This is a genomic window from Porticoccus sp., from assembly GCF_965660005.1.
Taxonomy (GTDB): domain Bacteria; phylum Pseudomonadota; class Gammaproteobacteria; order Pseudomonadales; family Porticoccaceae; genus Porticoccus.
Genome location: NZ_CBFHYF010000009.1, coordinates 15,013 through 39,691 on the forward strand (window position 1 = coordinate 15,013; position 24,679 = coordinate 39,691).

Here is a 24,679-nt window from a genome sequence, read left to right on the forward strand (position 1 = left end):
GCGTTGCATCGGGCATAGCCATTTGGCGTTTGACCTTCTGAAATACCTGCCCACTGTTTGTTATCCCGCGGACGGCCTCGACAATACCGACTTTTTTGGGCAGGATCACAGTGATTCAGCCAGCCTTTGTGAACACAGGGTTCCAGCCTTACTGACTGTGTCGGAACAGGGGGCGCTGCTACAGCAGGTATTTGCTAAAAATAGTGGAGAAATTCATGTCATCGGACAAGCTCGACAAGGCGGTAGCCGATGCCCGGATGGCACGAGACCAGCGGGAGAAGGGCTATCGCGAACAGGCCCTGAGGGTACGCCGATCACCTGTCCGGCCAGCATTTGCGGATCCAGATCGTAGAGCGTACGGCGGACAATTTCGATGCCGTTCAGCTCATCGCCATGAATCGCTCCGGTCAGACACAGGGATGGACCGGGCTTTGAACCGTTGACAACCAGTACGGGGGTGGATTGGGACAATCCGGCAATCTGCATGCCCGACGACCAGGAGAGCCGGGTCGAGGTGCCGGGCATGATTTCTGTGCCGAGCAGCGTAATCGCTCCGGCAACTTCGCCTGTGGGCTCCGTATCAGGTTCACTGGTGGCTTCAGTAGCAGATGCCTGGTCGTCGACGGTTTGAGTATCTTCATCGGACATTTCGGCTATATCGTCCGTCAGGGTTTGTGGCGCTGGCTCTGGCTCTTCGATCTCGCTGGCGGGTGTCTCCGGTGAAAAGGATTGAACACCCGGCGGGGGTGCCAGCTCTTTCAAGTCAATGTGGGGAGCAATTTTGGTTTTTTTTGGCGCGAGTACTGGCGTCGCCAGGGCGTCAGGCTTATCGGAGTGGGTTGCCTTTAAAGTGTTGTCGCTTTTTTTTCGCAGGGGCCTGGAGGATTCAATATCCTCAACATTTTCATCATCAGTAGTTTCTGTTTCGGGCTCTTCGAATTCCAGTTGGCTCTCTGCCAGAGCGAGCGTAGATGGCAGGCAATACAGTAGGCAGACCAGTACCATACGGGGTGCCAGTCTGGAGAAATGTTGAATCATGAGCATGGCGGTTCCGTTTCAGGTGTTTCAGTGGTCAGTGCCCCGCCAGATCGTGTCTGCAGGAAAGCCTCATTCAGTCTTGGCACGGCATCCAGCAGGGCTCTGGTGTGATGATTTTGCGGGTTTGCCATAACAGCTGCTGTGCGACCTGTCTCAACAAGACGTGCTTTATGCATCACCGCCATCCGGTCTGCCAGATAATCCACAACACCCATATTGTGGGTGATAAATAACATACCGATACCATCCTCATCCACCAGTTGTCTGAGTAAACGGAGTATGCCGGCCTGAACGGAGACATCGAGAGCCGAGGTGATCTCATCACACAGGATAAAGCGGGGCTCGAGCACCAGCGCTCTGGCGATAGCCAGCCGCTGACGCTGCCCGCCGGAAAACTCGTGGGGGTAACGCCACAGGCTGTCGGCTGGCATCTCCACGCGCTCAAGAAACCGGACAGCCCGTTGGGTGCGTTCCCTGTCATCCCGGCCAATGCCGTGAACCCGCATGGGCTCTATCAGTGATGTGTGAATCGGCAGCCTGGGATTGAGACTGGAGCCGGGGTCCTGAAACACCACCTGCATGCGCCGCCGCAGGGGCCGCATGTCAGCGCGACCGAGGTGAGTGATGTCCTGTCCCTCCAGGTGAATGCTGCCAGTGGTTGCTGCCTGCAAGCGCAGTAACGCCCGCCCCAGCGTCGTTTTACCGCAACCGGATTCGCCCACCAGCGCCAGTACTTCCCCGGCATTGACCTGGAGCGAGACCTGATCGACCGCATGAAAGTGATCGACAACCCGCCGCATCAGGCCCTGGCGTATCGGGAAGTAAACCGAGAGATTGTCCGCTGCCAGTAAAGTCTGTGCGGAGACTGGTGGCCGGGGCGTTCGGGGCAGTCGCTCCGGCAATGCGGCAATCAGGCTGCGGGTATAGGCATGTTGCGGATTGCTCAGCACATCAAAAGTTTTGCCGCTCTCGACCAGTTCGCCATGTCGCATGACCCCGACCGTGTCAGCTATCTGGGCCACCACTCCGAAATCGTGGGTGATAAATAACATGCCCATGCCATAGCGGGTCTGTAACTCACGCATCAGTTTGAGGATTTCTGCCTGTACTGTGACATCCAATGCGGTGGTGGGCTCATCGGCAATCAACAGGGCCGGTTCACAGATCAGTGCCATGGCAATCATCACCCTTTGCCGCTGGCCGCCGGACAGGCAATGGGGATACTCGAGAATGCGGTTGGCAGGATCGGGAATCAGCACTTCTTTCAGAGCCGTCAGAATCCGCTCATGTCTGGCCTCTGCGTTCAGGTCCGGCCGGTGTATCTGAAGCACTTCTTCAAGTTGGTCGCCAATGGTCAGCACTGGATTCAGCGAGGTCATGGGTTCCTGAAAAATCATGCCAATGCGTCGCCCGCGGATATTGCGTAGTTGTTCAGCACTGGCGTTGAGTGGTTCGAGGGTCTCTGCGCCCGGTTCGTGCAGACATACCTTGCCGGCAGGGTGACGAAAATGGCCATCGGGTAATAGCCCCATGATCGAGAGAGCAGTCACGGATTTACCACTGCCGGATTCGCCCACCAGACAATAGGTTTCACCGGCATTCACCGTCAGGCTGATGCCGTTGACGGCCCGCAGCCAGTTGTCGGCTTCGCCCAGTTCAGTGATCAGCGATTCGACCTCGAGCAACTTCACACGCGCTTGCTCCGGTTGGTGTGGGGGTCCACCGCGTCTCGCAGTGATTCGCCGAGCAGGTTGTAGGCAAACACCGTCAGGAAAATCGCCCCGCCGGGAAAAACCGCGAGCCACCAGTTGAAGGTAGAAGACTGTACTGCCTGATTCAGCAATTGCCCCCAGGACGGATCATCAATCAGTCCCAGTCCAAGAAAGCTCAGGGTTGCCTCGGCCAGAATCGCGGAAGCGACCCCGAAACTGGTGGCCACCAGCAGCGGTGCCAACCCGTTTGGCAGCATGTGGCGAAACAGAATGGAGCGCAGTGGCAGCCCACAGGCGACGGCGGCCTGCACGAAATCCTGCTGCCGCAGTTTCAGGAATTCCGCCCGCACATAGCGGGCATAACCCGACCAGGCCGTAATGCCGATAATGACCATCATCATGTAGATGGAGCGGCCGAAAAAGGCGACAAAGGACAGCAGTAGAAAAAGTGTTGGAATGGCCTCGAAGATTTCCACCAGCCGCATGCCAATAATATCCACGATGCCTGAAAAATAGCCCATCAGACCACCGATGATGGTACCGATCACCAGGGCAATACCGGTGGCGATAAAACCGATACCCAGTGCGATTCGGGAGGCATGGATCATTCGGGAGGCGACATCGGCGCCGTTTTCATCGGTACCCATCCAGTGGAGGCGCTGCTCCGAAGTAAGGAGTGGCGATTCGATGCCGGTGTCCGCATAGTCGCGCAGGTAATCCTTCGCCGAGTAGGGGATGGGTGCGCGGACAATGGTGTCAACTTTTCCGGCGGATTCCATCTCGCGATATTGCTCGTAGATCACCAGAGCCGGTGGCGAGACCACGGCATAGGCGATTATTGTGGTGAGTCCCAGGCCGATCAGTACCGAGAGAAACTTTTTCCACAACGGGATGGGCAACAGGGCAATCATTAGGATCATGGGAAGGCCGGTCAGCCACACCCAGTCCAGCGGGGTCATATGTTGCAGCAACGGGCTGCTGGCCTGTCCGTTCACTACGATGTAGAGCGGATGGCTGTTGGCCAGGAAAGGCGAGAATGTGGCGATAAGCACCAACAGGCCAATCCAGCTGAGACCAATCCGGGCGCTGGTGCGCCCCAGCAGAGACACCGCCACTTGCGTTGTCCAGGGCTGGGAGGGCTGTTGCATGGCAGTGTCCGCCGATGATGACTCAGTCATAACTGACCCTCGGATCGACGATGGCATAGGCAATGTCTGCCAGCAGATAGCCAAACAGTGTCAGCAGGCCGGAGATCAGGGTGATGGATAACACCAACTCCCGATCCCTGGTTTGCACGGCTTCCACAGCCAGTTTGCCCATGCCATCGATACTGAAAATACTTTCAACAATTACCGAACCTGCCAGCAGGCTGGGGAGCAGAGTGGCCGACACTGTAATCAGTGGCAGCAGGGAGTTGCGGAATACGTGTCGCCACAGCACGGTTTCCTCATCGACGCCTTTTGCCCTGGCGGTGCGCGCGTAGTCAGCAGCCAGATTCTCCAGCAGTGACGAACGTGTCAGTTTCGCAAGAAATGCCAACCCGCCGTAGGACAGTGCAATGATAGGCAAAATAAGATGCCAGAGTCGATCCAGTAGATAGCCACCGTGCATTACCTCGACGCCCATATATCGCGACAGTGCCAGACCTCCGCCAAGCCCGATTGCGCCCGCCAGAGCGATACGGAACCCCGGGTGTTGCATGCCGGCCAGCAGACTGGTCAGCAAACCCAGTGATGCCGCCAGCAACACATGCAAACCACTCACCCATTGGCCTCCGAGATCCCATGCCATGACATAACCGAGCAGTGCCCCAATGGCGAACCCGCCGCACTGGCGAGCAATTCTGGGCGCGGAGATGGCTGCGGCTATCAACAGCAGCGTGAGTACGACAACGGAGGCCACTGCGATCAGCAGGTCACTGGCATTGGCAAAAAGGGGCAGGAAGGTTTGGTCGACGGTTTCCCGTCGCATCAGACCACCAGTGGGAAACCAGCGCCAGTATTGCTCAGAAGCAAAAAAACCGATAAACAGTACCCCGGCCAACATGCTGGGCACCGACCACAGACCCAGCAGGAAAATATTCGAGGCCACATCGAAGCGCCCGCCGCGTTGCCTGGCGGCCTGCACGCCGACGCTGATGGCAATCGCATAAATAAGGGGAATGGAGATCAGATTGAGCAGCAAGGTAATCGGCAAGCGCTCTGCCAGCAGGTCCATCACCGGGCGGCCGTAGCGAAAGCTGGTGCCCAGGTCTGCACCTTTCCAGAGGGAGAATCCCCCCAGCGTGCCATCCGGTTCACGCTCGAAACCGATCGGCGAAATATTGTTCAGCCAGCGCAGATACTGCACCGGCGCTGGCTGATCCAGTCCATAGAGCTTGTTGTAGTACTCCTCCAGTGCCCGGCGGCTCTCCGGTTCCAGTTCCATGCCGTCCACCAGTGACTGGGCGGTAATGCCGCCCGGGGCCGATGCCATGACAACGAAGACGACCAGCGTAATACCGAGCAGAGTCGGTATCATCAGCAGTGTGCGGCGCAATAAATAATTCAGCATCGGCAGTTCAACGATTGCGCTGACGATCAGCCGGAACGTAGATCTCCACCGGCACACTCATCAGGTTCAGTCCCAGCCCGGTTTTTTCCAGGTTGCTAATTCGATCATCCACAAAGGCCAGAGTATTGCGGCGGAACAGAAACGTGTAGGGCTGGTCTTCCACCAGAATGCGTTCTGCCTTGTGCCACAGCTTCATTCGTTGCTCTTCATCGACTTCGCCGCGTGCGGCATCAATCGTCGCATCCAGTTCCGGGTTGCGGTAATTGATGAAGTTGTCGCCGTTTTCCATGGATTGACTGGAGTGGAACATCTGGTAGATATCGATTTCGATACCGGAGGTCCAGCCGAGTGTGATGGCATCAAAATTCTTTTGCCGCAGATCTTCTACCATCACGGACCACTCGGTGGGTTTCGGTTTCATCAGAATACCGGCGCGGGCATAGAGGTCCCGGAGGAACAGCACCATCTGTCGGGTGTCGTCATTGTCCTGGAAGAAAGTCAGTTCGAACTCAAAATTTGTGCCGTCCTCTGCCTGCAGAATGCCGTCGCCGTTGCGATCCACAAAGCCCGCCTCGGCAAGTAACCGTTTGGCTTTTTCCATATCACGCGGGAAGGGCTGATTTTCCGGGTTGTGCTGGGATGATCCCGGCATAAATGGGCTCACTGCGGGTTGGCCGTAGCCGAGGAAAATCTCCTCCAGCATACGCTCCACGTCGGTCAGCAGGGACATGGCCAGTCGAATCCGGGTATCGCTGAAGAGGCTGCCTTTGCCGCCGCGCTGCTGGTTCCAGGCAATGAAGCTGTAGCCGGCGGTGGGGCTCATGTACTCAAAATGCTTGCTGCGTTCACTGATACCGCGGTCGTCAAGCAGGCGTTGGTATTCCCTTGGGCGCGCTCCGTAAACGTCGATATCGCCATTGCGGAAGGTGGTGAGGCGGGCACTGTCATTTTCGATAATCCGCCACACAATCCGGTCGAAGGAACCGTCTACCGGACCCCAGTAGCGGGGATTGCGCTCCAGCTCAACACGGCCCTGGTCGGGCGTCCAGTTCTCCGGATTATTGAGACGGTAGGGACCTGAACCCAGCAGCAGCCCGCGGCTCTCATTAAAGGTGCGTGGCTCATCCAGAAAGCGTTTGTAGAAATGTTCCGGCATGATCGTCAATCCACCCGCCAGTTGGAGACTGTTGAAATAGGGCTCCTTGAAAACGAATTCCACGTGGTAATTGTCCAACGCGGTGACCCGTTCAATGCGTGACAGGTAGGCGCGACTGCGCGGTGCGGCAATGGCTTCGTTCATGATGAATTCAAACGTGAACTGCACATCCCTGGCGGTCAGGGCCACCCCGTCGGAAAAGCTGATATCGCGCCGCAGGGTAAAGTTGATGGTGAGTCCGTCATCGGATACCTGCCAGTCTTCTGCCAGTAGCCCGCTCCACTCCAGTGTGTCCGGGTCTCGCACCAGCAGGGGCTCGAGGACGTATTGTTGAACTTCCGAGGAGTAGGCGTCCCCTGAGACCAGTGGTGTCAGAGTGGTGAGGCCGCTGCCGAAGGCCAGCATCAACCAGTCCCCCTGGGCATAATTAGCCTGTTGCGTGGCCAGCCTGGCACGCTCGAAGGCATCGGCCCTGTTATCGGCATCGCTCAAGCGTTGATTTGCCTCGGACGTATTGAAGCGTGCGGTGCGGACCGTCTGCTCCAGGTTGCGTAAAATACCCCGGGTAGAGCGAATATCCTGAGCCTGCTCCTCCATCAGCCGGGTGATGTCGTTCATGCGGGTCCACTGCCGGTCAATCTGGATCATCAATAACAGTATCAGCAGGCCCAGAACGGCAATGCCCAGCCAAAAAGCAACCCGGCTGATAGCCACGTTTCCATTTTTCATGTTGATCCGCCCATGTCTATAGAGTTGGCCTGTCGACTGCCTTGTTGTATGAGTACTTCCAGCGCAGAGTGTTCAATGATTGTCAAAGTATCTTGCCGAACTTGTCGAATGAACGGGTGGATCATTACAGCGGTTAATCACCGTTATGCTGGCATGTTTTCCAATGCTCGACGGAGGTGGGTGACCGTGCGCTCGATATTGTGCAGTTTGTCGAGACCAAATAACCCGATTCTGAAGGTTCTGAAGCCGACAGGCTCGTCGCATTGCAGGGGCACCCCGGCGGCAATCTGCAGGCCTTGCTCCATAAATTTCCGGCCATTGTGGAGGTCCGGGTCATCGGTAAAGCAGACCACGACGCCGGGTGCCTGAAAGCCCTCGGCGGCAACGCTCTTGAAACCCCGGTCAGTGAGAAGTTGGCGAACCTGCTGTCCCAGCTCGAGCTGCTCCTGCTTTACCTTGTCGAAGCCGTAGGCTTCGGTTTCCTGCATGGTGTCACGGAATTGCAGCAGGGCGTCGGTGGGCATGGTGGCGTGGTAGGCGTGGCCGCCCTTTTCATAGGCTTCCATGATCTGTAGCCATTTGCGCAGGTCGCAGGCAAAGCTGCTGCTGATGGTGTGCTCAATGCGCTGTTGCGCCTCCTTGCCCAGCATGACCAGTGCACTGCAGGGCGATGCGCTCCAGCCCTTTTGCGGTGCACTGATCAGGATGTCGACGCCACAGGCCTGCATATCCATCCAGAGCGTGCCAGACGCAATACAGTCGAGTACAAACAGGCCCCCCACTGCGTGAACGGCGTCCGCTACCGCTCGAATGTAGTGATCCGGCAGCAGCATGCCAGCGGCGGTTTCCACGTGGGGTGCAAAGACTATCGCCGGTTTTTCTGTGTGAATCCACGCAGTCACTTCATCAATCGGGGCCGGTGCCAGAGACGGTTGCTGGGGATCATTGTCCACTGGCCGTGCTTTCATCACGGTAATGTCATTGCTGATCTTGCCCATTTCCAGAATCTGGCTCCAGCGATAGCTGAACCAGCCGTTGCGGATAACCAGGCATTTTTTGTCTGTGGCGAATTGACGGGCGACCGCTTCCATTCCGTAGGTGCCGCCACCGGGAACCACCACAACGGCCTCGGCATGATAAACCTGCTTCAATGTGTTTGAGATATCATTCATCACTGCCTGAAAGCGTTTGGACATGTGATTCAGGGAGCGATCGGTAAAGACTACTGAGTACTCCAGCAGACCATCGGGATCGGTATCGGGGAGTAAACCGGACATGGGGGCTCCTTCTTGCCAGTGCGTGATTCTTGAAGTGTGGCCGGTCAGTATATTTTAAGCCGGTGAAGATTCCCAAAGCTTGTCGTCGCATCGCTGCAACAGATTTGTCGCATAAGTGGTTAATTATGAATGTGCCATGCAGAGAACAGTTTTAGTCGGGTTATCCAAAAAACCGGCGGGCAAGTCAAAATTTTCTGCCTAAAGAACTGACCGAGGGCCAGCAAAATATCATCGAGTGGTGCGATTGAATTGTTGATAACTTGCTAAAAAATCGATAGTTTTAGTCATTCCGCAGTTGATTTCAGCTTCTGTTTCATTCGCGGCTAATGCTGTATTAATCACATGTTAATGCGGTGGGTGTTGACTAACAATAAGATGATGAAGAGAGCTATGGCTAGATATATTGTGACTAAAAAACCACAGGAAAATGGGAATCATGTTGTCCACAACCTCGGGACTTGGTGTCCGGACTTGCCAGACTCTGTGGATCAGAAATCTCTGGGTAATTTCCCCACCTGCCAGGGAGCAGTCAGGGAGGCGAAAAAACATTTTCAGCAGGTCAACGGCTGCTTTAAATGTTCACGACCATGCTTCGTAGGATAAACTGTCCGCCGAAGTACAACAGGGCCATTGAAAAATGGCCCTTTTTCTGGCCTGTCATTAGCGTTTAATGGCAGGAAAACAGCGTAGTCAGGTCAGCACAGGTCGCCCCGATCCGGGCGATCCATCAGTGGGTCTGTCGGCAAGTCCTTTTTACACAGGAAGTCGGAATGGAAAAGATCTTCGAAAATACCATGTATGCCGCCCGCTGGTTGCTGGCGCCCATTTATTTTGGGTTGAGTTTTGCCCTGTTGGCCCTTGGCATAAAGTTTTTTGTCGAAGTGGCGCACACTTTGCCCATGATTCTGACCATGTCCGAAATGGATCTTATTCTGGTGGTACTTTCACTGGTGGATATTGCCTTGGTGGGTGGCCTGATTGTCATGGTGATGTTTGCCGGCTATGAGAATTTTGTTTCGCAACTGGATCTGAATGAATCCACTGACAAACTGGTCTGGTTGGGCAAGCTTGATACCAGCTCACTGAAAAACAAAGTGGCGGCGTCCATTGTGGCCATTTCGTCGATCCACCTGCTGAAAATTTTCATGAATGCCCCGGAAATAGAGAACGACAAAATTCTCTGGTATGTCGTTTTACATATGACTTTTGTGATTTCTGCTTTTGCCATGGGGTTGCTGGACAGAATCATGACCCGCCACTAGTTCAAGTCCGCGTGTCAGCAGGATTGTCTGGGCAGATAAGGTACTGGACAAGGTAAGAAGGTCAGGAAAGGCAACGTGGTTTTCTTGACCTGTGTATATTATCGCCGATTAGCGCAATGGTTCATTGACGAATTCCAGCGCCGGTGGATAGCCCTTATCGGCTGATTTTTTGAACCACACCATACCCTTCTCTTCACTCTTCGTAGTACCCATACCGTTATAGTACAAGCCACCCAGTGCGTACATTGCCACAGGATGGCCTTTATTGGCGGCTTTCTCGTACCACTTTATGGCCTCGGCGTAATCCTGTGCCACATTCTCGCCAGACTGATAGAACCAGCCCATTTCAAAAAGCGCCCCGGGGTGGTCCTTCAGGGCAGCCTTTTGATAGTAGTCAAAGGCTGTTTTGATGTCCTTGTCGGTTCCCCAGCCTTCCTTGTAGAGGATGGCAACACCATACTGTGCGTCGGCATCACCTGTGGCGGCCAGCTCCGATAGAATCGCGTAACCCTCTTCCAGTTTGCCATTGCGGACCGCTTCGTAGCCCTGTTCAAGGGTTTCAGCCAGTGCTGAGACTGAAAAAATAATACCCATTATCAATGCGCTGATGTATTTCACAGATACTCCTGACATGATGATTCTGTTATTTCATCGCCGGTAAAACTTACTCTGGCCACCTGTTCGGGAAGCAGCCACTTTCATCGTACCTGAGTTTCCCTGGCTGAAACGTTTGATTGCATGTTTGGTTACGAGTTCACTTTGCCTAACGGATCAGTATTTAAAATGGGTCACCAATAGCCGCGTTGGTCATGCAGTGGTTGGCGCAGCCATTTGCAACGGTCATTGTCCCTGTCATTGCAGCAATCGGTGCCCCGCAGGCAACTGTCGCGCCATCCACAATGCCAGTTTATGTTTCATGTGGACGATGTCGTGCTGTTCATTGGCCAGTGGCTGAATCAGTTTGTCGTGCACCAGCAGTTTATAAATATATTCGATCTTTTCGTTGGCTGAGTCGCTGGCTTCAAATTTTGCTGCACCGCGTTTTTCCGCGTAGATCATTCCCACCCGCAGTGCTTCCTTGAGGAGTTCGGTCTCATTTTTCAGTTTGGACATGGATAATTTCCTGATTCAGTCACAGCAGCCGGTAAGTCCCTGATCCATCAATTCGGCCGGGGAGTCAATATCAATCGTGCCGACAACGGTCGCAGGCACTCCCGCAACTACGGAGTGGGCGGGGACATCGTTCAATACCACGCTGGCGGCTGTTATTTTGGAGCCGGCACCAACTTCGATATTGCCGAGAATTTTTGCGCCCGGGCCAATCATCACGCCCCGCCTTACTTTGGGATGGCGGTCGCCGGATTCCTTGCCGGTGCCACCGAGAGTCACTGATTGCAGGATGGATACACAGTCTTCGACGATGGCTGTTTCACCGATAACAATGCCGGTAGCGTGATCAAACATGATGCCGCGACCGATTTTGGCGGCGGGGTGAATGTCCACACCAAAGGTTACCGATATCCGGTTTTGCAGGATCAATGCCAGCGACTTCCTGTCCTGCAGCCACAGCCAATGGGCGGCGCGCCATGCCTGCAAGGCGTGGAACCCCTTGTAGTAGAGAAACGTGGAAAAGAGGTTCTGGCAGGCAGAATCCCGCTGATAAATAGCGAGAATATCGCAATTGATGGAGTCCTCGATATCCGGATCTGCTGCAAAAGCCTCTCCGAACACTTCATGCAGCGTGAGTGCCGACATGGCGCTGCAGCCCAGTTTTTCCGCCAGCAGAAAACCCAAAGCTGCCAGCATGGAGTCGTGTTTCAGAATAGTGACTTGCAGAAAGCTGGCCAGTACCGGCTCTTCCTCAGCTACTGCCGAGGCTTCCTGCTGAATTTTTTGCCAAAGGCTCGTACTCATAAGCAGAAATCTTGATGTTTAACAGTGGGGGCCATTATCAAGGTCAGCTGGTTAATTTTCCAGCGGCGTTCGCGCCAGACACCAAACATCGATTCTGGCTGCCCCTGCCCCCATCAGTAAATCACTCAGTTCCCCAACGGTGGTGCCGGTGGTCATCACATCATCCACCAGGGCAATGTGTTTGCCTTGCACCGGTGCATTGAGTTGAAAGGCGCCCCTGATGTTGGTCAGTCGCTCCTTGCGGGATTGCCCCTGCTGGTGTGGGGTGTGCCGGTGGCGGCTGAGTAGCCGCTGATCTGTCGGGATGGCAAGTCGCTTGCTCAAATAGCGGGACAGCCAGCCCGCCTGGTTGAAGCCGCGGCTAAATTGCCGTCGCCAGTGCAGTGGTACCGGCACCAGCAATTCCGGCAGCGTTGATTCCGAATCGTTCTGAGATGCCAGGATAGCGGATACCAATAGCTCAGCCAGTAAGGTGCCCCGGTTGAAGTGACCTCCGTGCTTGAAACTGTTGACCAGTCGATCGACGGGGAACCCATAGCGCAAAGGGGCGATACAGTGATCAAACGCGGGTGGATTGGCCAGACACTGACCGCAAATGGCCGGGGTGGGCAGTGGTAAGGCACACTGATAACAGGCTGGTTGATTAAAGGGCAATGCGTCCTGGCAATCGATGCACAGATCCCGTCTCCGCCCGGAGGCGATACCACACAGCAGACACTGTCCCGGCAGCAATCCATAACTTACTCTATCCAGCAACCGGCTCCATGGGTGGTTGCCCAGCAGGGCTTTTATAGCGAACAGGGTTTTTGCCGGTGGCAACATCACTTGTTAACCTCAAATCCATTTTTGGTTGACAGTCGCACTGGCTCACCTATCATGGCGAGCTGTCACTGCACTATATGAGAGATTGCCAATGCCCGCCAGCCACACCACAGATATCCGCCATGACTGGAGCCGCGATGAGGTTTTGGCGCTGTTCAGCCAGCCCTTCAATGACCTGATATTTCAGGCGCAGCTTGTGCATCGCCAGCATTTCAATCCCAATGAAGTACAGCTCAGTACCTTGCTTTCGATCAAAACGGGTGCCTGCCCGGAAGACTGTAAGTACTGTCCGCAAAGTGCCCGCTATGACACGGGCCTTGAAAAAGAGAAGCTGCTGGCGGTGGAGCAGGTGATCGAGGAGGCGAAAGCCGCCCGGGCGAGCGGTGCCACCCGTTTCTGCATAGGGGCTGCCTGGCGATCACCAAAAGACAAGGATATGCCCGTGGTGACCGAGATGGTTCGTCAGGTCAAGGCGCTCGGCCTGGAAACCTGCATGACTCTGGGGATGCTGGAGGCAGAACAGGCCCGGTTACTGGCCGATGCAGGTCTGGATTATTACAACCACAACCTTGATACATCTCCGGAGTATTACGGTGAAATCATCACCACGCGCACCTATGAGGATCGTCTTAACACCCTGGATAATGTGCGCCGGGCAGGGATGAAAGTCTGTGCGGGGGGCATCGTCGGTATGGGTGAGGGGGAAAAAGACCGGGCAGGACTATTAATGCAATTGGCCAATCTTCCCCACCATCCGGAGTCGGTGCCGATCAATATGCTGGTGAAAGTGGCGGGCACTCCTCTGGACAGCCAGGAGGATCTAGATCCCTTCGATTTTCTTCGCACGATTGCGGTAGCCCGTATCCTGATGCCCAAATCCCATGTGCGGCTGTCTGCCGGCCGCGAGGAGATGAATGACCAGATGCAGGCACTGGCTTTTATGGCGGGGGCCAATTCCATTTTCTACTGTGAAAAGTTGCTCACCACCCCCAATCCCAAGGCCAACAGCGACATGCAGCTGCTCAGCCGTCTCGGTATCCAGCCTGAAACACACCGGGTTGAACGGGACAGCCTTGAGGAAGAGCGGGCTTTACAGCGGGCGGTGGCCGAGGTGGAAACAGACCACCTGTTTTACAACGCCGTGAATTAGCCGCACGTTAACGAGTGCCATCTGCAAAAGCAGCCGTATTTTTATCAAAGATCGTCGCTGGGGCAGTGAATTTGCTCACCTGGAGGGAAGGGTCAGATGACATTATCCATGGACCAGGTGTTGCAGGCGCGATTGAATCAGCGCCTGGTCGACAACCTGTACCGCCGTCGACACCTGTTGCAGTCGGCCCAGAACAGCATTGTGCAGGTGGATGGCAAAACCTGCGTGGCCTTTTGCAGCAATGATTATCTGGGGTTGGCCAGTCACCCGGCGGTGATTGACAGTATGCGCCGCGGTGTCGAAACCTACGGCGTCGGCAGCGGTGCCTCGCACCTGGTTTATGGCCACTCCCAGGAGCACCATGCCCTGGAGGAAGAGCTGGCCACATTTACGGGTCATCCCCGGGCGCTGTTGTTTTCCACCGGCTACATGGCAAACCTGGGCGCTATCCGGGCACTTGTCGACAAGGGCGATCATGTCTATCAGGATCGCCTCAACCACGCATCTCTGCTGGATGGTGGGCTGGCCAGCAACGCTCCCTGTCAGCGCTATCGGCATGCCGATGTCGGTGATCTCGCCCGGCGGTTGGCAAAGTCGGAGCACGGTCGAAAACTGGTGGTCACGGATGGCGTATTCAGTATGGATGGCGACCTGGCCCCGTTGCCGGCACTGGCGCGGGCCTGTGCCGAACAGGCTGGCTGGCTGATGGTGGACGATGCCCACGGTTTCGGTGTGCTGGGTAAAAACGGTGCTGGACTGACAGAGCACTATGGTCTCCGTGTCACCGACGTGCCGGTGCTGGTGGGAACCCTGGGCAAGGCGTTTGGTACCTTCGGTGCCTTTGTGGCCGGTTCCGATGCCCTGATCGAAACCCTGATCCAGTATGCCCGCACCTACATTTATACCACGGCATTGCCACCTTCCGTGGCGGCTGCTACTCGTATCAGCCTGAAAATACTGCGCCGGGAAAGTTGGCGCAGGGAAAGACTGATCAGCCTGATTGAACGGTTCAGGGCGGGGATTGGCGCACTCGGGCTGGAGCTGTTGAATTCTGCCACGCCGATTCAGCCGGTCATGTTGCACGATGATGCACTCTGTTACCGGGTCGGTGAAGGCTTGCGTGCCAGAGGGTTTCTGGTGGGGGCAATCCGCTCGCCCACTGTCCCGGTGGGCAGTGCGAGATTGCGTATAACCCTTTGTGCCGAACATACCGATGACCAGGTAGATGGGCTGGTTGAGGCAATCGGCAAGACATTGGCGGAAGCCGGGCGAGGTTCTTAGTGAACAATCCACGTTCTCCGTCAAGCCGAGCTGCCACCTACGATATATTCTGCAATGACTAAACGATTTTTTGTCACAGGGACCAATACTGGTGTCGGTAAAACCCTGATCAGCACCGCGCTGTTGGCAGCGGGCCGTGACTGCGGATTGACTACCGTCGGCTTGAAACCGGTGGCTGCCGGGTGTGAGGCCACGGCTGAGGGTCTCCGCAACGCGGACGCCCTGGCGCTATTCGCCCAGTCGAGTCTGCCACTGTCCTACGAAGAGGTGAATCCGGTTGCCCTGGCGCCGGCGATCGCACCCCATATTGCCGCTGCGGAGGCCGGTCGTCGACTGAGCGCCGAACGGCTGGCAGGATTTTGCCGTGGTATTATGATGCAACCAGTGGACCTTTTACTGGTCGAAGGGGCGGGTGGTTGGCGCGTGCCCCTGAATGAGCGGGAAACATTTGCCGATCTGGCCAAAATTCTGCAGTTGCCGGTGATTCTGGTGGTGGCAATGGAATTGGGTTGTATCAACCATACGCTGCTCTCCGCAGAGGCGATTCAGCGGGATGGCCTGTCGCTGGCGGGTTGGGTGGCTAACCAACCTGGTTCTGTTGAAATGGACCGTTATCAAGAGACTCTGGCAAGCTTGCAAGCGCGATTGCCATGCCCCATGATCGGCGCAGTGCCATGGTTGCCGGATCCGATCCCGGAGCAGGCAGCGCCATACCTGAAAACCGATCTGTTGATGGCGAAAAAAGCAAATTAATCTGTGGTGAATGATTTATGGGCATGAGAAGCGAAGACGAGTATTCAGAGGAAGATCTGCAGCGAATTCGTGAGGTAGTTAACTCGGGCATTCATTCTGTGGAGCGAAAACCGTTTCGCTTCAGTCTGTTGTTCCTGTGGTGGATAGTGGTGGCGGCAATGGGCGGTGTCGCCTGGTTTTTCGCCAGAATAATTGGCGCGGTTTAACCAGCCGGAGATACAATAGTCTGCCATTCCTCGTCCGTGACAGGGACGATAGACAATCGCCCCTGTCTGAACAGCACCATGTCTTCCAGTGCCCTCTGCTGTTTCAATTCCGAGAGTGGTATCAGCTGCACAAATTTTCTGACCAGTTTTACATCCACACAAAACCAGCGGGGTTTGTTGACTGTGCTGACCGGGTCGTAGCCGTCGCTCGCCGCATCAAACTGGTCGGGGTCAGGATAACCTGCGCTGGTGACGTCCATAATCCCGGCAATCCCGACGGCTTTACAGCTTGAGTGATAGAACAACGCCTGATCCCCCGGTTTGACCCGGTCGCGCAGATGGTTGCGCGCCTGATAGTTGCGAATCCCACCCCATCGGCACTGCTGGCCCGGTTCGGCGGCCAGGTCGTCAATACCGTAAACATCGGGTTCGGATTTGAACAGCCAGTAAGACATGGTCAGTCGGGGGGGGAGGCAAGTTGAGGTGTCCGGGAATGCCGGGCTGCCGCAATTGCTGAGCCCGGCTGGTTTTTTCGGCAAAGCCAACGGGTTGTCAGACGTCTTTGACCCGAACCATCAGTTTGCCGGTATTGTCACCGGTATACAGCTTCTTGACCGCCTGCAGGGCCGTTTCCAGACCCTCTGACACATCCAGACGGGCTTTCAGTCTGCCTTCCTTCATCCAGCCAATCAGTGCCTCGGTCGCTTCCGGATAACGATCCATGTAATCCAGAATGATGAAACCCTGAATCTTCAGGCGATGCATCAGAATCAGGTCATAGTTGTAGGGGCCGGGCACCGGTTCAGTGGCATTGTACTGGGAGATCAGGCCGCAGGTTGGGATACGGCCATGCAGATTCATCTGCTTGAGACATTCGTCGAGAATCTTTCCACCGACGTTATCAAAATAGACGTCGATACCGTTTGGACAGGCTTTGGCGAGTGCCTCCGCGACATTTTCGGTTTTGTAGTTGACGGCCGCATCAAAGCCGAGTTCTCCGGTAATCCACTGACATTTCTCATCTGAGCCGGTCAGTCCAACCACATGGCATCCCTTGATCTTGGCGATCTGACCAACGAGGCATCCCACAGCGCCTGCTGCCGTGGAAACGACCACGGTTTCACCGGGTTGTGGGTCGCCGATTTCCAGCAGACAGAAATAGGCGGTGGGGCCAACCAGAGCCAGTGTGCCGAAGGCATCGATAACCGGGACGTCGCCAACCTCGCCCAACAGGCCAACGGTGGCCGGTGAGCCGATCTGGTAATCCGCCCAGCTGCCGATACCGCTGACAATATCACCGGCCTTGAACTCGGGGGTATTGCTTTTGATTACGGTGCCGCAGACCACACCACGCATCGGGGCGTTGATCGCCACCGGTTCCATGTATTGTTCCATGTCGCTCATCCAGATCCGGTTGGTGGGATCCAGAGACAGGTAGTTGAGGCGGAACAGGCACTCGCCTTCACCGGGTTCCGGTATGGTTTCCTGTTCCAGGCTTAATACATCATCGGTAATATCGCCGACCGGGCGCTTGCGCAAACGCCATACTCGATTAATGTCTGACATGGTGTTGTTCTCCTTTCTTTTTATCATCTTGAAATAGGGCGACTTTGTGTGCCTTGCGGCGGCGTTTTATGCCCGGTTGGTATTGCGATACAGACGGAACAAAACTTAGCTGACAAGAAAAACATCGTACTTGACGTACCCTTCGGGTCCAAACTGGATTTCCGTCATCTTGTTGATGCATTGAACATCGTTGAGCCAGGCGTATTTCTCCGCCGAGGTCTGAAATGTGGGCGCAGCGATAAAGTAGGGAATATCATTATCGGTCAGCAACTCGCCATTGCCGAGTCGTTCTGCGCTCTCGACCGAATTTTTGATGATACCGTTGTAGCTCATATAGATATGGGCACCGTCATCTGTCTCGATCAGTCCCCTCACATCAAGTCGGAAGGCGCCACTTGGCATGATACGCAGCCAGTCGGCACCTGGGGCAATGAATTGACCATTGATGTCGGGGCCTTTGGCCCAGCCACCGGGACGCACATTGACAACCATCATTCCCGAGTCAATCGATACGGGCGGATCCAGCGGTGCCAGATACGTCATGATGTACTGGGTGGTCAGTTGGGTGCTGGGTTGCAAATTGTTGCGCCTGGCCATCATTAAGCTCTCTCTAGTGGTGCGGTTTGTCGATGTCGCTCAAGGATCTGGCCTACAGTTTAGACCACTCTTTGTTGCAGTGATGATCGGTCGAGGTTAACGAACAGACAATGATCCAATGCTTGCAATAAAGTACGCTGTAGCGTTTTGTATCGTAGCGTTTTTTAAATGAGCAGTACAGTATGCCCTGCCGGGTGAAAAGGGCGCAGGGGGAGGGCTGCGGGAAAAGTCTAGAAAAAATCGAGATCACTGTTCAGGACGATTTTTTCCAGACAGGTGACGTGGTCATCAGTCCCCTCGTGGTCTACCGCTTCGCGACGGGATGCAGGGTCGCGACACATGAGTTCCGGTAACGGGATATGTTCAGGAATTGCTGTTTTTGGCATTGCTCGACAGGTTTCTCTGTGGATCGGGTTCATGGCTCACCTCCTGGATGACCGATCCAGTATGACGCATCAGTATGAACAGGGGATGGCAATACCATGACAATGCGTCTGTTTCAGGCCCTAGCGAATAATTTTTAGCCACTCGCCGGGTTCCGGTTCTCCCACCGGATAATGGTTATTGATGATACGCAACTCATCTTCGCCGTACTTGCCCAGTTTGAGGTGCTGTGCCAACAGGGCAAAGGTGCTGTTTTTGGTCGCTTTCACGTAGTCAATGGTTTTGGCTTCGGTGGGCTGGAAACTGTGCTTCGATACGGGCCGGAAGCTGCCAATGATCTCCATCAATTGCCGATTGCCCAGCGCCTGATCGGCGTTGTGCTGGAGCGCTCCCTTGAATACAAAGGCGCGGTAGCCATAGTAGATCACCGCCAGCCTTTGATCCGGTTGTCCCTGGGCACCGGGTATCAGCCCGGTGTGACCCTGCAGCTGAAATTGGACGAGGGATTCAGACTGTTTGAGCAGGGGGATACCCAGCTGTTGTTTGATGAACTGATCCGGACTGACCCTGGTGCGATTCATCGCTGTTAGGGCGATTTTTGTATCGCCTGCCTCGTTGCCGGCGTTCACCAGCGGCGGTTGTTCGCTGAATTGCCAGCCCTTGGGGAAATACACCATAAAGGCAAGCTCTTTATTCAGATAGGTGTTCTCCGGCAGTTCCCGTGTGGCAAAATTTTCGCCCCAGATCATGCCCTGGGTGGCAATGCGAAAGGCGGTGATGTTCTGTTCCGCGTTCATGTCATTCGGAATGGTTCCCGCTTTGCCGACAACTTCGCGCAGCCTCTGGTCATTCCGCGGGTGGGTGGCAAACAGACCGTGGTAGGTCTGGGGTTCACGACCGGCCTCCTGGGCGCGTTTTTTCTCCAGCCGTTCATGATCTTTCAACATGCTGATCACTTCGATCATGGCCTGGGGGTCATAGCCGGACTTATACAGATAACGGCTGCCGATCTCGTCGGCTTCAAGCTCCATATCCCGCCCGTAACCGCTGACCATGGAGGCGCCCCACAGTGCACTGGCCTGGCCCACCTCCATACTGCGGGTAAAAATGGCCAGTAGTCCCGAAACAACTTTTGAACCGGTCTGGGCTCGTTTCTGACGGGCGTGGTGTGCGGCGGTGACGTGGCCGATTTCATGGGCCAGTACCGCTGCCAGCTGAGCTTCAGAGTTGAGGTAGCCAATCAGGCCCCGGTGGATATAAATATAGCCGTCGGGCAATGCGAATGCATTGATATCCGGATGGTCGATCACCGTGAACGTGAATGGGTCCTGCGGCTTATCGGACTGGCGGACAATACGCTGGCCAACCTGATTGACGTAATCAGCCAGTTTGCCCTCCACCAGTGGCATGTTGGCGATGATTTCACGGTGCATTTCCTCGGGTGTTTCCGGGGGCTTGCCCGCAGCCATCGCAGTGCAACAGCAACTCACCAGAGCCATAAAAAGGAGGACGCTGCGTTGTGGTAAACCCTGTCGCATGGCAAATGTCACGGGCTGGAGCCGACCGAAGTAAAAAAGCTCTGAAGCCTGCTGCCGATCCCATCGCAGGCTTCACTCTGGACCCTGGCGACAAAGGGGATCGGCGCCCCCACTGCCAGCAAATACGAGGAACCCTTGCTGTCTACTTGAACCCGCCCTTTCTCGCCCAGTTTGTCGAGGTCCCAGATCACGGCTTCATAATTGGCGGCCTTGTCCCAGGATGAAAAACCGAAGCAGCCACCGCCACCGAGGGCGACTGCACAGCTGATGGCACCACTTTTTTCCGTCGTCTCGATATTGCCGTCCACCCAGATCATGTAGCGTATGCCCAGTTCTCGCACCCGCTTGCCGATCAGTGAATCTTCCAGCATGCCTCCCATGCGCCTGAGCCCGAGTGGTGCCATACGCGGTTCAAACCAGGGATAGAAACTGTCGAGAAACTGTTGCTCGGGCATCACTGTTAGCTGTCCCCGATTGGCGAGTCTGGTGCCGATACAATGGATGAAGTCCGGGTCGGTTTCATATTCCCCTCTGTGTCGCCGACCGACCACTACCACCTTTTCATTTCCATTCAACGGCAACAGGGTGCCGGACGGGCGATATTCATCGACCCGGGTGGACGTGCCACAGGCACTGACCGCGAGCATGGATAACAGTAGCCAGGGGATAGCACTTTTCAAGGGGCAGTGCTCCGGCTCAATTTGGCGGGGGGCTGGCGATTGACCAGCCACTGGCGAATTTCCGGTATTTGCTGAAAGCCGGTCAGCAGTCGTGCCCCTGCATCCCGCAGCGCTAACACTGTGGCCTGGTTCAGCGCTTCTTCATCCGATTTGAGAAAACGGCTCTGGGTTTTTCCGTAGGCACTCATCATCCAGTCTGCAATCGGCTGGCCGTTGCCATCGTAGACTTTCAGATTGTATTTCAGCCACACTTCGTAGACATTCAGCTGGGTTTCCATGGGTGTTGCCAGCTGAACTTCTGTGATCTCGGGTACGATCATCAAATCCAGCTTGCTCTGTCCGCCGGGCAGGGTTTGCAGGGTCGCGCTGTTCTGAAACATATCCGAGAATACCCGGTTGAAAAGCTTTACCTGGGATTCGCCCAATGCCATGGTAATCGTCTGTCGATTGTCCTTCTCGCTGGTAAAACGGTAACTGCTGAAGCTGTTATCGAGAACCAGGCCGACACTGATGGGCTGTCTGATAACCAGTGCGGTGGGGTAGTCGCTATTGACAACCACATTGGTGCTACAGCCAGCCAGCAGAGTGGCTGCAGCGGTTATTGGCAGCAAGCGTGCGGCTATCAGCCGCCACAGGGCCCGACAGCACACTTTAATTGACGCATGGGGGTTTGTCATAGATCACTCAGGTTTGAGGCCGTTCAGCCCGACGAAAGTTCCTCCGTTACGATAGCTCAGGTCGCGCATCAGTGCAGCAAATCTCGATGCTGTCTGCAAATTGCCACCCTTGACCATGAAATGTACCGGGAAACCGATCGTGTGGATACGAACCAGCTGCTGTCCACTGCGCCCCTCCCGATTGATTTTTTCGACACTGTTCAGCACCTCGGCTATGGACTGTCCGGTGAAATCGTCGCCGAGTACATAGAGACTGATTTTCCGGTCCGGTGCATAGAACCGGCGAATAGCGTGCTGAACGCCTTCCACCGGACTGGAGTTGCTGAACGGCGTCCAACTGGCCAGTCGGTCGATAATCGCCTTGCGCCGGGCCGGCGTATCGGGAATCCATTTGTCGCGATAGGTGGAGAACATATAGCCCCCCATGTCGTTCATCACCTGGATACCTTTTACCTTCGGATAGATATTGAGAATATTGAGCATTTCCTGGCGCAGTCGTGGCCAGGCAAAATTGAACATGCTGCCAGAGGTGTCGATGATGAATACGATGTATTCACTGTCCACCGGTATGCCGCCAATCAATGATTGTTTATCCGGCGTCTGTCGGGCCTTTAAGCGTGCCATCTCTTCAGTGAGCACCTGCAGGGCCAGGGTCAGCTTATCCTGCTCGGTGGTATCCGATTGCGCCACGGCATCCCGCTGTCGGCGGACGCTGGCCAGCTCGGATTGCAAGCGGGCGATGCGCTGGCGAATATCCGATAGCTGCTCTTCCTTCGACAGTAGGTCGCGGTTCAATATGCGCGCTTCCCCGTGTATTTCGAAGACCTGTTGTTGTAGTTCCGCCACGCTGCCTTCTGCCGGTTGCACCGAGTCCTCGAAAGCCGTCGAGTCGACGGTTTTGGCAATCAGCAATAGCAGCACGATGGCGCCGAAGCCGCAGCTGATGACGTCCAGAAACGAAATGCTGATTTCGGCCGTATTGCCCCGCTCTCTGCGCCGGCGGAGACTCATGGCCACTCTCTGGAGGGGCTCATGAAAGAGCCCTGGCTGGAGAGGCCAAGCTGCCAGAAACTGGCGGCCGCCATGGGATCGCCTTCCATCGGGAACAGCAGCACATTGACGGGTAGCCGACGGGGTAATATCTGTGTGGCCTCGGCAAACAGTTTCAGGCGATCCCGCCCGGTGATGGTTTTGAACCCCGAGGGTTTCCTGCCCTGGGTAGGCAGGCCATCGGTGATTAAAAACAGGTTATCCGGTGGGGTATCGAAACTGTTAATGGCCACAAACGCATTGATCAGACTGCTGCCCCCGGTGGGCACTAGCTGTGACAGTTTTTCGATGGCACTATCGAGGCCCCGGCGGTCGGCGGTATCTCGCCAGCGCCGGTCGTCGCCCGCGACCGCCTCGGCTGACGTATTGAACACGTAGATCTGGTAGCGGCTCTCCTGTGGTAATTGTGCCACCAGCCATTCGGTGGTACGGATGGCCCGTTGCCACTTCTCGGAATTTCGTTTGACGGAATCGCTCATGTTGCGACGTCGGATGACGTTGACGATGGAGTCCGACAGCATGCTGGCTGAGGCATCCACTAGGATCAGGATCTGTCTTCCGCCCAGTTTCAGGCCGGTCAGATACTGCCGTTCACCATCGCCGATAAACTGTCGAACATTGTCGGCACTGCCCTGTTCCCGGAGGTTGGCAGTTTCCCGCTCCAGGGTTTCGACCTGCTTGCGCAAGGTTTCGATTTGCTGTTCCGGGTCCGCCTGGGCGTTGAGTTCGCGACGGGTCTTTTCGATATCGGCGACTACCCTTGCCGATAACCCCTGCGCTTCCACCAGCGATTCATCGATCCGCGCCAGGCTGTTGCGCAACTCAACCAGCGCTTTCTCGCCGACCCGCAAATCCTCTTCAAGCAGATTCACCTCTGCATTCAGCAGGGGGTCAGCGGATTCCAGGGTGGTTACGTCATGTTTTAGAATCAGAAAAAGCAGGGTAACCGCGCCAAAACCACAGGCCATAATGTCAAGAAACGATAGGCTGAAGGCACTTATCCTGTGTTTCGAGCGGCGCAAATCAGGTCACCTCGATCAGGTCCAGCTGATCGCCGTCAATCTGGAGGCTGTCACCGGCCCGGAGATCGCTGTGGTCTCCCGCCACGGTCACGGTGGAACGTTGGGTTTTGAGTGCCAACTTGCCGTGCTCGTGAATCAGGCAACAGTCGCCATCGCTGCCCTGCGCAAAATGCAATTGATCAGCCTCCCGTGTAATCGCCAGACGATTGCCGATGGCATGGGCCCGGTGGCGGTAAAGTACGTGAGTGGCATCGGCGGCCCCGTTTGATCGCGTAACAACTGGCTGGTGATCCTGTTCGTTTATCGCTGCTACTGCGTTGGCGGCAACAAGCCTGGCTGGAAGCCGGGTAATAAAGTGCAGATTTTCAGGGTTACCGGTGATGACTTCGAGGTGATCCAGACAACCATTAATGGCGGCGTTCTGATCCAGGGTGGCCGATGGGGCAAGGTCCTCCCGCAGGCCTGGCAATTGCGCAGCACGGTGACTGAGCAGCAGGGTTTCACCGTGGGCTTTCAGGTCCGACAGTTTGTCCCGCAGCAACTGGAGTCGCGATGCGCCGCTGGCCAATAGTTCGTTGCGACTGAGTACCAGTCGGAAATGCCCTTGGGGGCTATCCAGCTCGGCGGTGATTTCTGCCTGCTTGTGAAGTGCCGATAACCAGGCGGGCAGACGGTTGTAAAGCTGTTGTTCACCGGCGGCGGTATGCAGCGGATCATAGCGATATTGCCGGATAAACTGATTGGCGATGTATTGTGTCCAGAGGTCATGGAAGGCTTTCAGGCCAACGTTGCTGACGACTTCCACAGCGGTGCGTTCAATCTGCTGCCTCACATCAAGTCGGGTGATCACGGCCTGGTGGAGCTGGATGTCCAGGTGGGCCACTGTACCGGTTGCGTCAATGCGGCTGGCGGCTGCGACAGCGGCATCCACCAAGCCGGTTGCCTCAAATGGCGAGGCTTTCACCAGCCCCAGCAGGAGAGACAACTGCCCCCGATCAAAACTGCCGGGCACAGCAAAGATCACCTGCTCCGGATGACCGCTGTCGCGGTGCAAGGCCAGCAGTTGTGCGTAGGCCAGGTCGGCGTAGTGACGCGCCTGTTTACTGGTGACGGGCAGGGGCGACAGATTGAGCTGCCACCAGTACTGGTTGAAACTCTGTTGTGGTTCCAGGTAGGCGCGTTGCAGAGCAGCGTCACCGGTGGCAACACCCTCAGGAGTGAGCAATGCATAGCCGGGACTGACTGTCAGGTCCCCCCGGTCATTCACACAGCAAATGCCTGCGTCGTTCAATTCGATGATGGCAACACTCAT

The 24,679-nt window shown here is 55.7% G+C and carries 25 protein-coding genes; 5 read left to right on the forward strand and 20 right to left on the reverse strand.

Annotated features, from left to right (window positions below):
* Nucleotides 1–213: 213 nt before the first annotated feature.
* The 6 genes from ACTF5G_RS03755 to ACTF5G_RS03780 form a co-directional block, all read right to left on the reverse strand.
* Nucleotides 214–1,044, reverse strand: coding sequence for a hypothetical protein (locus ACTF5G_RS03755; protein ID WP_438951478.1), 831 nt, complete (start codon nucleotides 1,042–1,044; stop codon nucleotides 214–216).
* On the reverse strand, nucleotides 1,035–2,729 hold the full coding sequence (locus ACTF5G_RS03760; protein WP_438951479.1) for an ABC transporter ATP-binding protein: 1,695 nt from the start codon (nucleotides 2,727–2,729) through the stop codon (nucleotides 1,035–1,037). The genes ACTF5G_RS03755 and ACTF5G_RS03760 overlap by 10 nt, the downstream gene beginning before the upstream one ends.
* Nucleotides 2,726–3,928, reverse strand: coding sequence for an ABC transporter permease (locus ACTF5G_RS03765; protein WP_438951480.1), 1,203 nt, complete (start codon nucleotides 3,926–3,928; stop codon nucleotides 2,726–2,728). The genes ACTF5G_RS03760 and ACTF5G_RS03765 overlap by 4 nt, the downstream gene beginning before the upstream one ends.
* Nucleotides 3,921–5,303 carry an ABC transporter permease gene (locus ACTF5G_RS03770; RefSeq protein ID WP_438951481.1) on the reverse strand — a complete coding sequence of 461 codons (1,383 nt, stop codon included), beginning with the start codon at nucleotides 5,301–5,303 and terminating at the stop codon, nucleotides 3,921–3,923. The genes ACTF5G_RS03765 and ACTF5G_RS03770 overlap by 8 nt, the downstream gene beginning before the upstream one ends.
* A 7-nt stretch (nucleotides 5,304–5,310) precedes the next feature.
* On the reverse strand, nucleotides 5,311–7,188 hold the full coding sequence (locus tag ACTF5G_RS03775; RefSeq protein WP_438951482.1) for a peptide-binding protein: 1,878 nt from the start codon (nucleotides 7,186–7,188) through the stop codon (nucleotides 5,311–5,313).
* A 143-nt stretch (nucleotides 7,189–7,331) separates the two neighbouring features.
* Nucleotides 7,332–8,465 carry an aminotransferase class V-fold PLP-dependent enzyme gene (locus ACTF5G_RS03780; RefSeq protein WP_438951483.1) on the reverse strand — a complete coding sequence of 378 codons (1,134 nt, stop codon included), beginning with the start codon at nucleotides 8,463–8,465 and terminating at the stop codon, nucleotides 7,332–7,334.
* A gap of 770 nt (nucleotides 8,466–9,235) precedes the next feature.
* Here ACTF5G_RS03780 and ACTF5G_RS03785 point away from each other — a divergent pair.
* The gene (locus tag ACTF5G_RS03785) at nucleotides 9,236–9,727 is read left to right on the forward strand and encodes a TIGR00645 family protein (protein WP_438951484.1); all 492 of its coding nucleotides are present in this window, start codon (nucleotides 9,236–9,238) and stop codon (nucleotides 9,725–9,727) included.
* Nucleotides 9,728–9,835: 108 nt separating this feature from the next.
* Here the strand turns inward: ACTF5G_RS03785 and ACTF5G_RS03790 are convergent, their stop codons facing one another.
* From ACTF5G_RS03790 to ACTF5G_RS03805, 4 genes are all read right to left on the reverse strand, one after another.
* Nucleotides 9,836–10,345: a tetratricopeptide repeat protein gene (locus ACTF5G_RS03790; protein ID WP_438951485.1), complete on the reverse strand. Its 510-nt coding sequence runs from the start codon at nucleotides 10,343–10,345 to the stop codon at nucleotides 9,836–9,838.
* 234 nt (nucleotides 10,346–10,579) lie between these two features.
* The gene (locus ACTF5G_RS03795) at nucleotides 10,580–10,840 is read right to left on the reverse strand and encodes a DUF5062 family protein (protein ID WP_438951486.1); all 261 of its coding nucleotides are present in this window, start codon (nucleotides 10,838–10,840) and stop codon (nucleotides 10,580–10,582) included.
* A gap of 15 nt (nucleotides 10,841–10,855) precedes the next feature.
* Nucleotides 10,856–11,641, reverse strand: a complete 786-nt coding sequence (gene cysE / locus ACTF5G_RS03800) for a serine O-acetyltransferase (RefSeq protein WP_438951487.1) — start codon at nucleotides 11,639–11,641, stop codon at nucleotides 10,856–10,858.
* Between the two features lie 51 nt (nucleotides 11,642–11,692).
* The gene (locus ACTF5G_RS03805; RefSeq protein WP_438951519.1) at nucleotides 11,693–12,463 is read right to left on the reverse strand and encodes a ComF family protein; all 771 of its coding nucleotides are present in this window, start codon (nucleotides 12,461–12,463) and stop codon (nucleotides 11,693–11,695) included.
* Between the two features lie 91 nt (nucleotides 12,464–12,554).
* Here ACTF5G_RS03805 and bioB point away from each other — a divergent pair, with 91 nt between their 5' ends.
* The 4 genes from bioB to ACTF5G_RS03825 all read left to right on the forward strand — a co-directional run bounded on the left by bioB (nucleotide 12,555) and on the right by ACTF5G_RS03825 (nucleotide 15,853).
* Nucleotides 12,555–13,613, forward strand: coding sequence for a biotin synthase BioB (bioB, locus tag ACTF5G_RS03810; protein ID WP_438951488.1), 1,059 nt, complete (start codon nucleotides 12,555–12,557; stop codon nucleotides 13,611–13,613).
* Nucleotides 13,614–13,709: 96 nt separating this feature from the next.
* Nucleotides 13,710–14,894, forward strand: coding sequence for an 8-amino-7-oxononanoate synthase (gene bioF / locus ACTF5G_RS03815; protein ID WP_438951489.1), 1,185 nt, complete (start codon nucleotides 13,710–13,712; stop codon nucleotides 14,892–14,894).
* A gap of 54 nt (nucleotides 14,895–14,948) precedes the next feature.
* The gene (gene bioD, locus ACTF5G_RS03820; protein ID WP_438951490.1) at nucleotides 14,949–15,647 is read left to right on the forward strand and encodes a dethiobiotin synthase; all 699 of its coding nucleotides are present in this window, start codon (nucleotides 14,949–14,951) and stop codon (nucleotides 15,645–15,647) included.
* 17 nt (nucleotides 15,648–15,664) lie between these two features.
* The gene (locus ACTF5G_RS03825; RefSeq protein WP_438951491.1) at nucleotides 15,665–15,853 is read left to right on the forward strand and encodes a DUF3094 family protein; all 189 of its coding nucleotides are present in this window, start codon (nucleotides 15,665–15,667) and stop codon (nucleotides 15,851–15,853) included.
* Here ACTF5G_RS03825 and ACTF5G_RS03830 read toward each other — a convergent pair.
* From ACTF5G_RS03830 to ACTF5G_RS03875, 10 genes are all read right to left on the reverse strand, one after another.
* The gene (locus ACTF5G_RS03830) at nucleotides 15,850–16,308 is read right to left on the reverse strand and encodes an EVE domain-containing protein (protein ID WP_438951492.1); all 459 of its coding nucleotides are present in this window, start codon (nucleotides 16,306–16,308) and stop codon (nucleotides 15,850–15,852) included. The two genes, ACTF5G_RS03825 and ACTF5G_RS03830, sit on opposite strands and share 4 nt — an antisense overlap.
* 97 nt (nucleotides 16,309–16,405) lie before the next feature.
* On the reverse strand, nucleotides 16,406–17,419 hold the full coding sequence (locus tag ACTF5G_RS03835; protein WP_438951493.1) for an NADP-dependent oxidoreductase: 1,014 nt from the start codon (nucleotides 17,417–17,419) through the stop codon (nucleotides 16,406–16,408).
* Between the two features lie 105 nt (nucleotides 17,420–17,524).
* Nucleotides 17,525–18,019, reverse strand: coding sequence for a DUF3237 domain-containing protein (locus ACTF5G_RS03840; RefSeq protein ID WP_438951494.1), 495 nt, complete (start codon nucleotides 18,017–18,019; stop codon nucleotides 17,525–17,527).
* A gap of 227 nt (nucleotides 18,020–18,246) precedes the next feature.
* Nucleotides 18,247–18,435, reverse strand: coding sequence for a hypothetical protein (locus tag ACTF5G_RS03845; RefSeq protein WP_438951495.1), 189 nt, complete (start codon nucleotides 18,433–18,435; stop codon nucleotides 18,247–18,249).
* A gap of 87 nt (nucleotides 18,436–18,522) precedes the next feature.
* Nucleotides 18,523–19,950 (reverse strand): M48 family metalloprotease, encoded by a 1,428-nt coding sequence (locus ACTF5G_RS03850; protein ID WP_438951496.1) that lies wholly within the window; start codon nucleotides 19,948–19,950, stop codon nucleotides 18,523–18,525.
* Nucleotides 19,947–20,618, reverse strand: a complete 672-nt coding sequence (locus ACTF5G_RS03855; protein WP_438951497.1) for a hypothetical protein — start codon at nucleotides 20,616–20,618, stop codon at nucleotides 19,947–19,949. Before ACTF5G_RS03855 ends, ACTF5G_RS03850 begins: the two co-directional genes overlap by 4 nt.
* A complete protein-coding gene (locus tag ACTF5G_RS03860) occupies nucleotides 20,615–21,295 on the reverse strand; it encodes a hypothetical protein (RefSeq protein WP_438951498.1) in 681 nt (226 codons plus the stop codon). Before ACTF5G_RS03860 ends, ACTF5G_RS03855 begins: the two co-directional genes overlap by 4 nt.
* Nucleotides 21,296–21,298: 3 nt before the next feature.
* A complete protein-coding gene (locus tag ACTF5G_RS03865) occupies nucleotides 21,299–22,306 on the reverse strand; it encodes a VWA domain-containing protein (RefSeq protein WP_438951499.1) in 1,008 nt (335 codons plus the stop codon).
* On the reverse strand, nucleotides 22,303–23,367 hold the full coding sequence (locus tag ACTF5G_RS03870; protein WP_438951500.1) for a VWA domain-containing protein: 1,065 nt from the start codon (nucleotides 23,365–23,367) through the stop codon (nucleotides 22,303–22,305). Before ACTF5G_RS03870 ends, ACTF5G_RS03865 begins: the two co-directional genes overlap by 4 nt.
* A 1-nt stretch (nucleotide 23,368) precedes the next feature.
* Nucleotides 23,369–24,679, reverse strand: coding sequence for a hypothetical protein (locus tag ACTF5G_RS03875; RefSeq protein WP_438951501.1), 1,311 nt, complete (start codon nucleotides 24,677–24,679; stop codon nucleotides 23,369–23,371).